This is a genomic window from Streptomyces sp. NPDC051322, assembly GCF_040689485.1.
GTDB lineage: Bacteria > Actinomycetota > Actinomycetes > Streptomycetales > Streptomycetaceae > Streptomyces.
Window position 1 is genome coordinate 544918 of record NZ_JBFBAK010000003.1, and the last position, 15212, is coordinate 560129.

Here is a 15212-nt window from a genome sequence, read left to right on the forward strand (position 1 = left end):
CGCCGACCAGTCAGCGCGGAGGCGCGCAAGGCGCGTGACAGCCTGTCGGTGCCGTGCGAAAAGTGCCCCGGGAGTACGGGACCTGGGCGGACTGGCTGGGGGTGCCGCGGCATACGTTCGCGGTCATGTTCGGGGCGGTCATCGCACAGGGGCGGGACTACCGGGAGACTTTTCAGGAGTTCCAGCCCGGCTTCAATCTGGCTGAGGAGCGCGAGAAGCGCGCGGCCGCTGGGAAGCCCGAATGGTTCGGTGAAGACGACCTTTGCGCCGATGTGCGGCCGACCCTGACGGCGCTGCGTGAGGCCGGGCTGTGGGTGGGTATAGCTGGGAATCAGACGGTGCGGGCCGGTGGGCTACTGCGCGGTCTGGACCTGCCGTCCGATCTGATCGCCACCAGTGACGACTGGGGTGCATCGAAGCCGGACGTGGCCTTCTTCGAACACGTCGTAGAGACGACGCCTGCCGAGCCGGGCGAGATCCTCTACGTCGGGGACCGGCTCGACAACGACATCCGTCCGGCCGTGCAGGCGGGGCTGCTGACAGCCCTGATCCGGCGTGGGCCCTGGGGCACGATTCAGCGGCGTGATCCGGAGGCTGATGTGATCACGACGATGCGGATCGACTCGCTGGCGGAGCTGCCGGAGAAGATCGCCAAGTTCAACGCTGGAGAGCGCTGACCGTCGTACCCAGCCTCGCTGACTACCTCGCCGAGCGGCTGTCCCGTGCCTACAGCCGCTACACCGTTGAGCGCTTCGGTGCGCGACCAGTAGTCGCACGACTGGCGGACCAAGGCACTGATGCCGAGGCGAACCGCATCAGGCGTGACCGTGCCGAGCCCGTGGCCGGCGGTTGTCTCCGCCATCGAGAGGGAGCTGTACGCATGAGTGCGCCATGAGCAGGTGCCCCCACGCGGTCCCCGTCTGTCCGTCGCCTCCGCCATGGAAGAGGCCTACTACGGCGTGCGGCTCTACCGCGCGAAGGATGGGCCGTTCATGGTCGGCGTGTGTATCCAGCGGATAGACCTTTGCGTTCCCCTGGGGCACTTCGTGACGAGCCAGGTCTGCCACGAGGTGGCGGACTTCCGAGACGACGAGCTGGCGCGGCCTACCGGGCTTCGCCGGGTCCCGTTGCCGACGGCCTGAGCTGCGATGCGCTTAACTAGCTCATCTCTCTGATAACCAGGGTTATCGAACATTCGCCGACTTGCCCTTCTCCTTCGGTCGTAGAGTGCACATGCACCGCCACCAGCACCTGGAGACCGCGAGGGAGGGGAGCCCCATCATGTCCAAGATGTCGGATTCCGTGTCGCGCGCAGCGCACTCCCTGGCAGCCGCGCCGCTCGTCTCGATGTCCGAGATCGCCACTCTCGCGCAGGTGAAGCGCCCGGTGGTCTCCACCTGGCGCCGTCGGCACCGGGACTTCCCGGGCCCGGTCACGGCGAGCGTCAGCCGACCGCTGTTCGATGGCGGGCAGGTGGCCGAGTGGCTGATCATGACGGGCCTGGGCAATGCCGATCCCGCTGTTCTCCGGCCGGAGATCGCGCTCTTCGGCATCGCCGCACAACGAGAACACTTCAGTGCCCGGCAGCTGGTCGAAGTCCTCGGCAGCCTGCTCTGTCTGCGGAAGCTCGACAACCGTCCCCTGGCCGCATCCGTCGCGGACCGTGTCGGCCGGACCCCGGATGATGACCAGGAACTGTGGGCCGCCGTGCTGCACCGGGCCGAGCGCATCGACGCCGAGGACGAGTTCGTGCTGCGCGAACTACGCTCCGCCGGTGCCGTTGCGGCGCCGCTCGTCCGGCTCGCCGAAGACCTCGTCGAAGCCGCTTACGACGAGCGCGGCGCCTATGAGTGGCTCCTTGCATCCCGCTTCCGGCTGGGACTCGACGCTCTGGCGGCCGATGCCGTGGCCCCGGGGCTCCAGGCTCTCCTCATCCAGCTGACCGATCTCCGCGCCCGGCTGGAGCGAGGCGAATCCGTCACCCTGGCCGATCCGCATGCCGGTGTGGGCGACCTGCTCGCCGGGCTGCTGAGGGAGGCGGACGACTGCGAGCAGGTCACCGTGCTGGCCGCCGACCCTGACACGTGGCTGGCCCGTGTCGTCCGGCGCCGACTGTTGCTGGCCGGTGTCGACGAGCTGGCTCTCGACGTTCAGACCGGTCACGACCTGGAAGAACGCCTCGCGGACCCCGACCTGGTCGTCACCCAGCTCCCGTACCGTCCCGGCGAGGACCGCTCGGTACTCGCCGCCCTGGAAGGCGTCGAGCGCATCGCCGACCTGCTCGGCCCCGGCTGCACGGCGCTCGTACTGGGCCCGGCCGATGCCCTGGTCGACAAGCTGAAGGGCACAGAGGAATCGCAGCTGCGGTCTGCTCTGCTGCGCAGCAACGTCGTCGAGGCCGTCATCTCCCTTCCCGGTGGCGTGCTGCCCTACCGCCCCGGTTACCGGCCGGCCCTGTGGGTCCTCACCCGTGGCGCGGTCCCGGCGGCGGAAGGCAAGGTTTTACTGGCCGACATCAGCGCCGAGCCCCTGACCGAAGGGGTACGGGGCCGGCTGGCCGAGGACGTACTCCTCTGGCGCGCCGAAGGCTTCCGCGCCCTCGACGGCCACGACCCCCGCTACGGGCGCGCGGTGACCGTCGCCGAACTGGACCGCGACTTCGGCGGCCCGCTGACCCCGTCCGCGCCACCGGCCTCCGCGATCTGGTCCCGTACGGTCACCGAGCGCCCCGCGCTCATCGCCGAGGCCGAAGCGAGCCTGGCACGTGCGGCAGAGGCTTCTCGGTCGTACGGCGAGGAGCACGGCCCGTACCGCGGTGGCATTCTGCGCCGCATGGGGCGGATGCCCCGGCGCACCACGCTGTGCGCGCTGATCGCCGAAGGCCGGGTCGCCAGGCTCCCGGGCCACCGCATCGACGGGCAGCACGTCATCCCGGACGGACACCACACCGTGCTCGGACCCGAGGAGATCACCGGCAGCGGCGCCGTCGGAGCGCGGCGGATGGACCGAATGGTGCTGGCCGCCGCGTACGAGCGGGTGGCGCTCACCGAACCGGGTGACGTCGTCTACACGCTGGCGCCGCAACTCGGGCTGTACGTCGACCATGCGGGCTTCAGCGTCGTCGCGTTCCCGGCACGGGCGCTCCGCGTCAACGCCGGGGCCGTCCGCCCGCTGACCCCGCGCGTATTGGCCGCGCTGCTCGGCGCCGCCCGCAATACCGGCCGCAGCCCCAGCGCGGTGCGCGCTGCCCGCCGTATCGAGGACTACCAACTGCCCGACCTGGACCCGGAGGACGTCGAGCGCTTCGACGCCCTGCTGGCCGAGACCGAGCACCGGGAGCGGATGCTGCGGGCGCAGGAGGACGCGCTCGACGAGGCACGGCGACTGACGGTCGCCGGCCTCGCCGACGGCACGCTCACCCTTGACCACATTCCGACCGACTACCGCACGCCGTCACCAGGAAGAAGGAACGATGCCCCCGCGTAAGCGAGCCGCAGCCGGACAGGACGAACTGCCCGGCGTCTCCAGTACCAAGGAGATCCAGGACATCCTGTGGAAGGCTGCGGACAAGCTCCGTGGCTCGATGGACGCAGCCCAGTACAAGGAGTTCGTGCTGGGGCTGGTGTTCCTGAAGTACGTGTCCGACGCGTTCACCGAGCGGCGGGAAGAGCTGGCCGCCGACCCCGAGTTGGCGGCGATTCCGGAGCACCGGCGGGCGGCGTTCCTGGAGGAGAAGGATGAGTACACCAACGAGAACGTCTTTTGGGTGCCGGCCACCGCACGCTGGGACCACATCGCGGAGAACGCGAGCAGCGCGGAGGGGGGTATCGGAAAGCTCCTCGACGAGGCGATGGACGAGGTGATGAAGGCCAACAAGACCCTCACCGGTGTCCTGCCGAAGATCTTCAACCGCGACAACGTCGACCAGAAGCGGCTGAAGGAACTGGTCGACCTCATCAGCGACGCCCGCTTCACCGGGCACGGCGACCGCCCGGCACAGGATGTGCTCGGTGAGGTCTATGAGTACTTCCTGGAGCGGTTCGCCCGAGCAGAGGGCAAGCGGGCCGGCGAGTTCTACACACCGGCGAGCGTGGTGCGGCTGCTGGTGGAGGTGCTGGAGCCGTACGAGGGGCGGGTGTACGACCCGGCGTGCGGCTCGGGCGGCATGTTCGTGCAGTCGGGCAAGTTCGTCATCAGCCGACGCGGCAAGGACCACACGCACGACCTCGCGGTGTACGGCCAGGAGGCCAACGAGCGGACATGGCGCCTGGCCAAGATGAACCTCGCCATTCACGGCATGGACCCCAAGGGGGTCGGCGAGCGGTGGGCAGACACCTTCGCCGACGACAAGCTGCCCGACCTCAAGGCCGACTTCGTCATGGCCAACCCGCCGTTCAACATGTCCGACTGGGCACGGGTGGTCGGCGACTCGCGGTGGCGCTACGGGACTCCGCCGCAGTCCAACGCGAACTATGCGTGGCTGCAGCACATCGTGTCGAAGCTGGGGGACCGGGGGAGCGCGGGGGTTGTGCTGTCGAACGGTTCCATGTCGTCGAAGCAGTCGGGGGAGGGGGAGATCCGGGCGGCGCTGGTCGAGGCAGACCTGGTGGCGTGCATGGTGGCTTTGCCGGGGAACTTGTTTCGGACGACGGCGATTCCGGCGTGCCTGTGGTTCCTGACGAAGGACAAGTCGCCGCAGGGGTCGAAGGCGCTGGAGGACCGGCGGAGCAGGGTGCTGTTCATCGACGCGCGGGCTATGGGGACGATGCTCGATCGTACGGAGCGCATCCTTACGGAGGAGGACTTGGGGAAGATCTCCGACACGTACCACGCGTGGCGGGGCACGAAGTCGGCGAAGGACAAGGGACTTTCGTACGAGGACGTGGCCGGGTTCTGCTACAGCGCGACGCTGGAGGAGATCGAGAAGCACGAGTATGCGCTCACGCCGGTGCGGTATGTGGGGGCGGCGGAAATCAAGGACGATCCGGACGCGGAGCCGATCGACGTGCGAATTACACGGTTGACGAAAGAACTTCTCGTGCATCTTGACGAGTCTGCTCAGCTCGACGCCACCCTGCGCGAGCAGTTGGGGAGGACAAATGGCTGAGTGGGCTCAAATTTCACTGGCCCGGGCTGCATCATGGCACTCGGGCGGCACGCCTAGGACCTCTGAACCTAGCTTTTGGGGCGGTGATATCCCGTGGATCTCGGCTGCGAGCCTAAAGGACTTTTATGTCGATTCCTCTGACCGAAATGTCACGGAGTTGGGTGCTGCCAACGGGACTCGTCTCGTGCCGAAAGATACAGTCCTCATTATCGTGCGTGGTATGAGTCTGAAATCCGAGCTCAGGATGGGCATTACTCGCCGGACGGTCGCGTTCGGACAGGACTGCAAGGCGCTGATTCCTGCCCCTGGCATTCACCCGCCGTTTCTTGCGTATGCTATCAGGGCAAAAACTGACGAGATCCTTGCATTGGTTGACGAAGCTGGACACGGAACTGGGAGGCTGCAGACGGAACTGATCGCCAAGATCACCATTCCAGTCCCTGAGCTGATTGAAGAGCAAGTTCGCGCCGTCGCTTTGCTCGAGGCGCTGGACGACAAGATCGCGGTCAACGAGCGCATCGCGGTTACATCCCGCGCCCTGGGGCTGACCGAATACGCCCTGGCCGTCGAATCCGGTGAAGCATCCGAAGCGCGACTCGGCGCAGTGGTCTCGCTGTTGACCCGCGGCGTGGCGCCCAAGTATTCGGATGATGCGGAAGAGCTTACGGTGCTGAATCAGAAATGCATCAGGGATGGGCGCATCATTCTCGCCCCGTCGCGGAAGACACTCGGCGACAAGGTGCCGAAAACGAAGCGCCTTATTCCGCACGACGTGCTCATCAATTCAACCGGAGTTGGGACGCTGGGCCGTGTTGCCCGCTGGATGGATTCTAAAGAAGCAACGGTTGACTCCCACGTGACTATCGTCCGACTCGCCCCTGAAAAGGTCGACCTGGTGTGTGGAGGATTCGCTCTTCTCCGAGCGCAACCCGAGATCGAGGCAATGGGTGTAGGCAGCACCGGGCAGACCGAACTCAGACGTTCTCAACTTGAGGACCTTGAAATTCTGCTTCCCGCCGAGTCTCGCCAGCCAAGCCTGCGTGCCAGGCTGGATGCGCTCGAGACTAGAAGTGACGCGGCCCTTGCTGAATCCCACACCCTCGCCGCCCTCCGCGACACCCTCCTCCCCCAACTCATGTCCGGAAAACTCCGCGTCCGCGACGCGGAACGCATTGTGGAGGACGCCACATGACCAGCGGTAGCGACAGCGACAGAGTCCCCGCCAAGCACGACGGCAAGATGACCGAGTCCACCTGGGAGAACCTCGCCATGGATGAGCTTGCCGAGCTCGCCTGGGTGGTCAAAGAGGGCAAGGACATCGCCCCGGGCTCTGGTCACCGCAAGGACTGGGACGACCTGATCCTGCACGATGAGCTGGCCGCAGCGATCGCGCGCCTGAACCCCGAACTGCCGTCCTCGGCAGTTCAGGAGGCTCTCCGGATCGCGACCGACCCCGCCTCCACCGAGGCGTACCCGGAGAACAAGCAGGCGCACGCCCACCTCACCTCCGGTATCCGCTTCACCTACAACGACGAGTTCGGCGCCGAGCAGACCCCGACCGTCCGCCTGGTCGATTTCACCGGCACCGGAACGGGCACGGCCGTCGACACCGGCAACGCGTCGGACACGAACAGCTACCTCGCCGTCAACCAGGTCACCCTCCGCGACAGCGACGGTCGCCACCGCCGCTTCGACGTTGTCCTCTACGTCAACGGCCTCCCCCTCGCCGTCATCGAGTTGAAGAGCGCCGCCGCCGAGAACGCGACGCTCAAGGACGCGCACGCCCAGCTCCAGACGTACATCGCCGAGTTCCCGATCGCCTTCCGCTACAACGTCCTCTGTCTCGTCTCGGACGGCATCACCGCCAAGTACGGCACCGTCTTCACCCCGTACGAGCACTTCGCCCCCTGGAACGTGGACCACGAGGGCGCACACGTCGACACCAACGCCCCCGACTACGACGGCCTGGAGGCGCTGAACCTCGCGCTGCACGGCCTGTTCACGCAGCCCCGGTTTCTCTCCCTCACCGCCAACTTCGTCAACTTCACCCCTACCGGCAAGCGGATCGCCAAGCCGCACCAGTTCTTCGCTGTCTCGAAGGCCGTGGACGCGATCGTCACCGCGTCCCGCAGCAATGGTCAGGCCGGTGTCGTCTGGCACACCCAGGGGGCCGGCAAGTCCGAGGAGATGGTGGAGACCTCCGCTCTGGTCTCCCGGCACCCGGCCCTGAACAACCCGACGATCGTCGTCGTCACCGACCGCAACGACCTCGACGACCAGCTGTACGAGACGTTCCAGGACAGCCAGATCCTCCTCGGGCAGGAACCCCTCCAGGTCACCACCCGCGAGCACCTCCGTACCGAGCTGACCAACCGCCGCACCGGTGGGATCGTCTTCACCACACTGCAGAAGTTCGGGCTCAGCAAGGAGGAGAAGGACGCGGGCGCCGACCATCCCCTCCTCTCCGACCGGCGCAACATCCTGGTTGTCGTGGACGAGGCGCACCGTTCGCACTACGACAGCCTCGACGGATACGCCCGCCACCTGCGGGACGCGCTCCCGTACGCCACGCTCATCGCCTTCACCGGTACGCCGATCTCCAAGGCCGACGCGGACACCCGTGCGGTGTTCGGTGAGTACATCGACGTCTACGACCTCAAGCGGGCCGTCGACGACGAGGCCACCGTCCGGGTCTTTCACGAACCACGCGTCATCGACGTCTCCCTGCCGCCCGGTGTGGACCCCGAGTCCATCGACGCGAAGGCCAACGCCCTCACCGAGGGCATGGACGATGCCGAGCGCCGCCGTGCCGTGCAGTACGCCGCCACCATGAACACGGTTTACGGCGCACCCGACCGCATAGCGACGCTCGCCGACGACCTGATTGCGCACTGGGAGAAGCGCCGGGAGCTGATGAAGCCCGACATCGGCGGTCCGGGCAAGGCGATGATCGTCTGCGCCACCCGGGAGATCTGCGTCCGGGTGTACGACGCTCTGAAGGAGCGGCGCCCGGAATGGGCGGACCAGGACGTCACCAAGGGTGTCATGAAGATCGTCTTCCATGGCGACCGCACCGACTTCGAGCACCTTCGCGAGCACGCCCTGCGCAAGAGCGAGCAGAAGATCGTGCAGAAGCGCGCCAAGGACGTGGACGACGAGCTCGAACTCCTCATCGTCCACTCGATGCTGCTCACTGGATACGACGCGCCGCCCATCCACACCCTGTACATGGACCGCCCCATGCAGGGCGCCAACCTGATGCAGGCCCTGGCCCGCGTCAACCGCCGCTTTCGCAGCAAGCAGGACGGGCTCCTCGTCGGCTACGCGCCACTCACCGACAACCTCAACAAGGCGCTGCGCGAGTACTCACGCCAGGACCAGGAGGACCAGACCCTCGGTGCGGACATCGAGCGGGCGATCACCGAGGTCAAGAACGAACTCGCCACCATCAAGGGCCTGCTGGCCGGCTCGCACTGGAAGGAACGGCTAGCCGAGACCCACCATCCCGAGTCACGCAAGCGCGCTCTGCGGCTGACCTCCAACTATCTCCGCGACCCGAAGACCCCCGGCAACAAGGTGGAGCCCGGTGAGGCCCCGCTGTCCACGCGCTTCAAGGACAGTGCCGCCCGGCTGGAGCGCTTCTTCCGGGTCTGCGCGATGAGCCGCGAGATCGTGGAGCGCTGCGAAGAACTGGCGGACTGGCGGCGGGACATCTCGTTCTTCAGCGAGGTCCGGGCCTGGATGGTCAAGCTCGACGCTGCCGAACGCGAGGCGACCGGAGAGCCGCTGACAGCCGAGGTCCGGCGCTACCTGGAAGCGCTCGCCGCCTCCGTCGTCGACGCCGACAAGATCACCGATCTGTACGACGAGGCCGGCATCGGTCCGCTGGACATCACCCGCCTCAACGAGGCGCAGCTGCGCAAGCTGGAGAACTCCGAGACCCCGCACCTGGTCGCGGAGGCCCTGCGCCGCATGATCGAGCAGAAGATGCGAGAGGTGACGAAGCACAACGTCGTCCGGCACGAAAGCTTCTCCGAGCGGCTGGACGACCTGATGAAGCGCTACATGCTTCAACAGCTGTCCAGCGCCCAGGTAATCGCGGAACTCGCCGCGATGGCCCGGGAGGTGTCCGACGAGGCCCGCCGCGGTGAGCGCTTCGACCCCCCGCTCAACCACGCCGAGCTAGCCTTCTACGACGCTGTCGCACACCGTGACATGGCCGAGCTGATGGCGGGCGGCGACGAGACCCTCGCCAAGATCGCCCGCGCACTCGTCGCCGATATCCGGAAGAACCTCTCCGTCGACTGGCTCTCCCGCGAACCGGTCCGCGCCAAGCTGCGGACCCGTATCCGCCGAGTCCTGGCCATGTTCGACTACCCGCCGGAGGAGGAGCGGGAGGCCGTCGACCTGGTCCTCAGGCAGATGGAGACCGTCGCCGCGCTGTGGGCGCCGGGGGCATCGAAGTAGACCTGAGCGGTGGGGAGGGCACCCCCTCGTAAATCCGTGAACAGTTCAGGCCGATGTGTTCACTGCCCGCTCGATTGAGTAGGCGGTGAACACATCGCGGCGAAATGTTCACGTTTTTTGGGCCCTACTGCCCGCGCCCTGTCCGTGATCAGTACGAGGCCGGCGGGCAGCCAGGTGGAGCCGAGCGCCCCGCCGTTCAGACTCGTGGGGCGGCAGTGTGCGCGGTGAAAGCCGACCACGCGGCGGGGGAGACGGTGAGGGGGCGGATCCCGGTGTCCTTGGAGTCGCGGACGTGGACTGAATCGGGACGGTAAGCGACCTCGATGCAGTTGTCGTTCTCACTGCCGCTGTAGCTGCTCTTGAACCAGTCCAGATGTGTGCTGCTCATAAGGCTCCTCGCATCTGTTTCAGCAGGCTCACCGTAGCTCCGCAATCGAGTGCCTGCGAACGCAGTTTGCCATAGCGCTGGAGGAGCACACTGACGTCCTTCGGGGCCGTGATGAGGTTGCTCGACCGCTGCCCTTCCGTGTAGCCGATCCATCGGAGATCCGGAGTTTCGGCCAGGTACATCTGACCATCTACGCCTGCGTGGTCTTCCTGGCAGATCGGCATCAGCTGGACCTCAACATTGCGCCGACTCCCCACCTGTAAAAGGTGATCGATGACCTCGGCGGTGACGCCGCGGCCTCCCACGTGCCGTTCCAGGAGCGTCTGCTCGATCACGAAGCTGAAGGTGGTACTCGGCCGCTGGGCGAAGAGCTGCTGACGGTCGAGCCGAAGGCCTACCTCGCGCTCGAGTTCGTCCTCCGCGATCGGAGGCACCCGCCGCTCGAAAATGGCCCGGACGTACGGCTCCGGCTGCAACAATCCAGGGATCGCCCGGCACTCGTACGCATACAGCGACACCGCCTCCTCCTCGATCCCCGCCCACTGCCGGAACCACGAGGCCAGCCCCGCCTTCCGGGTAAGGCTCTGCGCCGCCGCCTTCAGTACCCGCCCGGCCGTCGGCCCGAGTACGGCCTCCGACCGCTCGATGAGCTCCCTCGGCGGGAACCTCTTCCCCTGCTCGATCTTGGCGATGTAGTGGGCCGAGTACTGCACCCGAGGTGCGAACTCCTCCTGCGTCAGGCGTGCTTCGTCCCGTAAAACCTTCAGCACCGCCCCGAAGGTCTTGAGGCTGTCCGACATCTCGGGTTCGCTGTTCGTGCCGCCGCCACCGTGGTCCGCCGTCATCGCCGCCCGCCTTTCGCTCCCGTACTCCGCGAACGCCCTCTATCCGTTCATCGTTACGGGCAGTTACCCACCCAGTCCAGAGTGTCAACCAGTACAGATCTCTCTGTACTGGCATCGTCCCTGTTGGCGTGCGCCCGGCCTGACGACTCTGGCGATATGTCAGCTTCTGGCGCCCAAGGGGCCATCACCGTACGTTCGTTCGTCCAGCGCTTCTCCGCCACCCGGCGCGGTGCGCGGCTGGCGCGCCGGCTCGCCACGCATCAACTGAACGGCTGGGGTTTCCCGTACGGCAGCCCGACCTCCGACTCCGTAGCGCTGCTGGTCGCGGAACTGGCAGCCAACTCGGTGTTGCACGGCCGTGTGCCAGGGCGGGACTTCGAGCTTCGCCTGCTGTACGACCGGGGCGCGGGCGTCGTGCGGATCGAGGTGTCGGACACGCACCCCGCTCAACCCGTCCGTGTTCGGCGGCCCGAGGACGCGGACGGCGGTCGCGGGTTGGTCCTCGTCGAGGCCGTTGCCGCCCGCTGGGGAGTGAAGGAACGAGTGGGTCCGGGTAAGACCGTGTTCGCGGAGGTGGGAGCCAACACGACCCGTGATAACCCCAGTTATCAGTGAATTCGTGGATTGGGCCGTGCGCGTCTCCTTATTGTTCCGTCCTGCCGGGCCCGTCAGATGCGGGAGAACCCGACACCGCAGGCAGGGGAGAGCACCGTGACGGAACAGCCGGAACACCGCGAACCGAACCCCGGGGAGTCCGGACAGAGCGAGGACCCGCCGACGGTCTCGCGGCTCATCAGCGATCGCCTCGACGGGTCGGTTCTCTCCGACGCGACGAAGGCACTGCTTCAGGAGGCGATGGGCGACGGGGACGACTCCGCCGCATCCACCACGCCCCGGGTGTTCCTGGACTCGGTCGCCGTCACCGGGTTCCGTGGCATCGGGCCGAGGGCCTGGCTGTCGCTCACCCCCAAGCCGGGCGTGACCCTGGTCGTGGGGCGTAACGGCTCGGGCAAGTCCAGCTTCGCCGAGGGCGCCGAGACCGCGTTCACCGGCACGAGCACCCGGTGGGCGGGCCTCAACCCGGTCTGGCGTAGCAACTGGCGCAACCTGCACGACGGAGGCGCTCCGAAGGTCGAGGTGAAGCTCAGCATCGGAGGAGACCCCGGGCCGAGCACCCTCACCTGCACCTGGCAGGGCGACGATGTCACCCTCCCCCAGGCCGAGTTCAAGCGCCCCGGGCACGGCAAGCAGGCGTTCTCCGAGGCGGGCTGGAGCCAGGCGCTGACGGACTACCGGCCGTTCCTGTCGTACTCCGACCTGGACCGGATGGTGAGCGGCAAGCCCGCCGAGATGTACGACGCGGTCGCCTCGATTCTGGGCCTGGGAGAGATCACCGCCGCCGACAACCAGCTTCAGGGCATCGAGAAGACGCTCAACGCCGCACTCAAGAGCGCCGACGCGGAACGCCCGGAGCTCATCGAGAATCTGTCCGCGCTGGACGACCCCCGCGCGACGAAGGCGCTGGCAGCGCTGGAATCGGCCGGCGGAACGGACTTCGACGCGCTGTCCGCGCTGGTGGACGGCCTACCCGGTGCGGACGAGAGCCGGCTCAGTAGTCTGCGCGCCACCGCCGCACTGGTCGGGCCCGACCTCGACCGGGTCGGCCCGGCCGTGGACCGGCTGCGCGCGGCCCGGGCCGCGCTGGAGGACGTACACGCGACGGGCGCCGAGGACGCCAGGCAGCGGGCCGAACTGCTGGCGAAGGCCGTGGAGCACAGCCGTCGGCACCCTGACGAGGAGGCCTGCCCGGTCTGCGGTTCCGATCGTGCGCTGGACGACGCGTGGGCCGACCAGGCGCAGGAGGCGATCGCCATGCTGCGGCGGGAAGCCGCCGCCGCCCAGGAAGCCCGCGGTGAGCTGCGGAACGCGGTGGACGCCGTGCGCTACCTCATCGCCCAGGAACCGGTCTGGCTGCCGGAACCGCTGGCCGACCCGTGGCAGGACTGGGCGGCCTGCCGGGACATCACAGAGCCCGAGCAGCTTGCCGCCCGCGCCGAGCAGGCGGCTGTGGTCCTCGCCGACGCCTGCGCCGGCCTGCGGGACGAAGCGGCCCGCGAGCTGGACCGGCTCGATGAGGGCTGGCGTCATTGCGTCGCGCGGCTGGGGGGCTGGCTCGACAGGGCTCGCACAGCCAAAGCCGGAAAGCCGAGGCTGCGCCAGGTCAAGGCAGCACGCAAGTGGCTCAAGGACGCCTCGGGCGAACTGCGCGAGCAGCGGCTGGCTCCCTTCGCCGCGCACTCGCAGCAGATCTGGGAGGAGCTCCGGCAGCAGAGCAGTGTCGACCTGCACGGCGTGCATCTGACCGGCATCGACAGGGCGGCTACGCGCAAGCTCGTGATGGACGTCTCCGTCGATGGTGAGGAGGCTTCGGCGCTCGGCGTCATGAGCCAGGGCGAGCTGCACTCGCTCGCGCTGTCGCTCTTCCTTCCCCGAGCCGCCGCGCCGGGCAGCCCGTTCGGCTTCATCGTGATCGACGACCCGGTGCAGTCGATGGACCCCGCGAAGGTGCACGGGCTCGCGAAGGTCCTGCATCACCTTGGCGAGACCCGGCAGGTGGTGGTCTTCACCCACGACACCCGGCTGCAGCGCGCGTTCACGAACCAGGAGCTTCTGGTGACGGTGCTCGAGGTGGAGCGCGGCGACAAGTCCGTGGTGAAGGTGAGGCGGGTGACCGATCCGATCGAGCAGGCGCTGAAGGACGCGGGCGACCTCGCCAAAACGCGGGACCTGCCGCCGGAGGCCATGACCCATGTGCTGCCGGGCGTCTGCCGGACGGTGCTGGAGCGCGCCTTCGCCGAGGCCGCGTGGCTGCGGTTGCGCAAGAGGCCGGAGCACGACGTGGAGGCGGTAATCGGTGACGCCGTCAAGCTGATCGATATCGCTGCCCTCGGCCTGTTCGGCAACGGCTCCCGCACCGATGAGGTCTACCGCGAACTGACAGCGCGTTGCGGGCCGCACGCGGTGGGGCTCTTCAAGAAGTGCCAGGAGGGCTCACACGCCGGTGGTACGTCCATGCCGGACCCCCGCCGCTTTGTTCAGCAGATCGGTGACATGGCCCGGTCCGTACGCAAGCCGGAAGGACCCACGTCGTGAACACTTCCATCGACCAGCTGATCGCGACAGCTGACCGGCTCCTCACCGACGCGCCCGCCACCATGGGAGCAGGGAGGTACCGCGGAGCGGCCTTCGCTCTCCGAACCGCCCTGGAGATCGCGGTCGCCGCCACGCTGCTCGCCCCGCCGATCAGCATCGAGCGGGTGAACAAGCGGGTGAACACTCGGGCGCAGATGCTGTGCCTGCGCGGCTGCACCGAGGCGGAGACCGCCCGCCGGGCGAGGGCGGTGTGGGTGCTGCTGTGCCTGGGTTGCCACTACCACCAGTACGAAATCGGGCCTACCCAGGATCAGGTACGGGCATGGCGGCTCGAAGTCATTGCCGTTCTGGGCTTGTTGGCGGCATAGTCGCTGTCTGCTCGCCATTTTCATCTCATACTGTCATGCGCCTGAAAAACGACGACTTAAGGAGTTCCCGAGATGGCAACAGATGCCAGCGACGGACCGGTTGCGGAAGAACCCGGACGTGGGCAGCGGGTCCTCGACCTCCTGAACAAGGCAATCGACAATCAGAGCCCACTGGTGCGCAAGAACATCGCCCGGGCCCGCCAGCGGAATCCAGAGGCGACACCAGCAGAGGTAATCCGCAGTCTGGAGCGGATGTACGTCAGCGCCCTGACCGGGACGGGTGCTGCAGTGGGAGGAGCTGCAGCCGCGCCCGGCGTCGGCACGGGAGTCGCCCTGGCACTGTCGGCAGGCGAGGCTCTCTCGTCTCTTGAGCTGAGCACGCTCTTCGCGCTCTCGGTCGCCGAAGTCCACGGAGTTCCCATCGACGAGATCGAGCGCCGCCGGACGATCGTGATGGGCATCATGCTCGGCGGAAGCGGCTCCTCCACCATTGGTAAGGCCGCGGGTCGTACAGGGCAACACTGGGGACGTCAGGTTGTCGGCAAGGTGCCAGTTGAGACGTTGCGTCAGATCAACAAGATCTTGGGGCCGAACTTCGTCACGAAGTACGGGACCAAGCAGGGAATCATCGTTCTCGGCCGAGTGGCACCGTTCGGTATTGGCGCTGTGATCGGTGGTGGCGCCAACGCTGCCGTCGCCACTCTGACGGTGAGGGCCGGTCGTCGTGCCTTTGGCCCGCCCCCGGAGTCGTGGTCACCGTTGACGCGCAGCACACCGCCCATGTCCGAGAACCCGCAGGGCTGACCCTCGGTGTACTGAAGGGCGTTGAGCAGCCCGTCTCCGCCACCGGTCCACCGGAGTCGACTGCGGCACCTGCCACGGCG

At 67.3% G+C, this 15212-nt stretch carries 11 protein-coding genes; 9 read left to right on the forward strand and 2 right to left on the reverse strand.

Going from position 1 to position 15212, the window contains the following annotated elements:
- The first annotated feature begins 53 nt into the window (after positions 1-53).
- From AB0436_RS10715 to AB0436_RS10735, 5 genes are all read left to right on the forward strand, one after another.
- Positions 54-677 carry an HAD family hydrolase gene (locus AB0436_RS10715; protein WP_366467391.1) on the forward strand — a complete coding sequence of 208 codons (624 nt, stop codon included), beginning with the start codon at positions 54-56 and terminating at the stop codon, positions 675-677.
- Positions 678-1290: 613 nt separating this feature from the next.
- Entirely contained in the window at positions 1291-3486 is a 2196-nt protein-coding gene (locus AB0436_RS10720; protein WP_366467392.1) for a hypothetical protein, read from the forward strand.
- The gene (locus AB0436_RS10725) at positions 3473-5107 is read left to right on the forward strand and encodes a class I SAM-dependent DNA methyltransferase (protein WP_366467393.1); all 1635 of its coding nucleotides are present in this window, start codon (positions 3473-3475) and stop codon (positions 5105-5107) included. Before AB0436_RS10720 ends, AB0436_RS10725 begins: the two co-directional genes overlap by 14 nt.
- Positions 5100-6299: a restriction endonuclease subunit S gene (locus AB0436_RS10730; RefSeq protein ID WP_366467395.1), complete on the forward strand. Its 1200-nt coding sequence runs from the start codon at positions 5100-5102 to the stop codon at positions 6297-6299. Before AB0436_RS10725 ends, AB0436_RS10730 begins: the two co-directional genes overlap by 8 nt.
- Positions 6296-9574, forward strand: a complete 3279-nt coding sequence (locus tag AB0436_RS10735; protein WP_366467396.1) for a type I restriction endonuclease subunit R — start codon at positions 6296-6298, stop codon at positions 9572-9574. Before AB0436_RS10730 ends, AB0436_RS10735 begins: the two co-directional genes overlap by 4 nt.
- A 196-nt stretch (positions 9575-9770) precedes the next feature.
- Here the strand turns inward: AB0436_RS10735 and AB0436_RS10740 are convergent, their stop codons facing one another.
- Entirely contained in the window at positions 9771-9962 is a 192-nt protein-coding gene (locus tag AB0436_RS10740) for a DUF397 domain-containing protein (protein ID WP_366467397.1), read from the reverse strand.
- Positions 9959-10807 (reverse strand): helix-turn-helix transcriptional regulator, encoded by an 849-nt coding sequence (locus AB0436_RS10745; protein WP_366467398.1) that lies wholly within the window; start codon positions 10805-10807, stop codon positions 9959-9961. The genes AB0436_RS10740 and AB0436_RS10745 overlap by 4 nt, the downstream gene beginning before the upstream one ends.
- A 156-nt stretch (positions 10808-10963) precedes the next feature.
- On the opposite strand from AB0436_RS10745, the gene AB0436_RS10750 reads away from it, so the two are divergent.
- The 4 genes from AB0436_RS10750 (at position 10964) to AB0436_RS10765 (ending at position 15132) form a co-directional block, all read left to right on the forward strand.
- On the forward strand, positions 10964-11422 hold the full coding sequence (locus tag AB0436_RS10750; RefSeq protein ID WP_366467399.1) for an ATP-binding protein: 459 nt from the start codon (positions 10964-10966) through the stop codon (positions 11420-11422).
- A 96-nt stretch (positions 11423-11518) separates the two neighbouring features.
- Entirely contained in the window at positions 11519-13960 is a 2442-nt protein-coding gene (locus tag AB0436_RS10755; protein ID WP_366467400.1) for a hypothetical protein, read from the forward strand.
- Positions 13957-14328 (forward strand): hypothetical protein, encoded by a 372-nt coding sequence (locus tag AB0436_RS10760; protein WP_366467401.1) that lies wholly within the window; start codon positions 13957-13959, stop codon positions 14326-14328. The genes AB0436_RS10755 and AB0436_RS10760 overlap by 4 nt, the downstream gene beginning before the upstream one ends.
- Positions 14329-14400: 72 nt before the next feature.
- A complete protein-coding gene (locus tag AB0436_RS10765) occupies positions 14401-15132 on the forward strand; it encodes a hypothetical protein (protein ID WP_366467402.1) in 732 nt (243 codons plus the stop codon).
- The last annotated feature ends 80 nt before the right edge of the window (positions 15133-15212 follow it).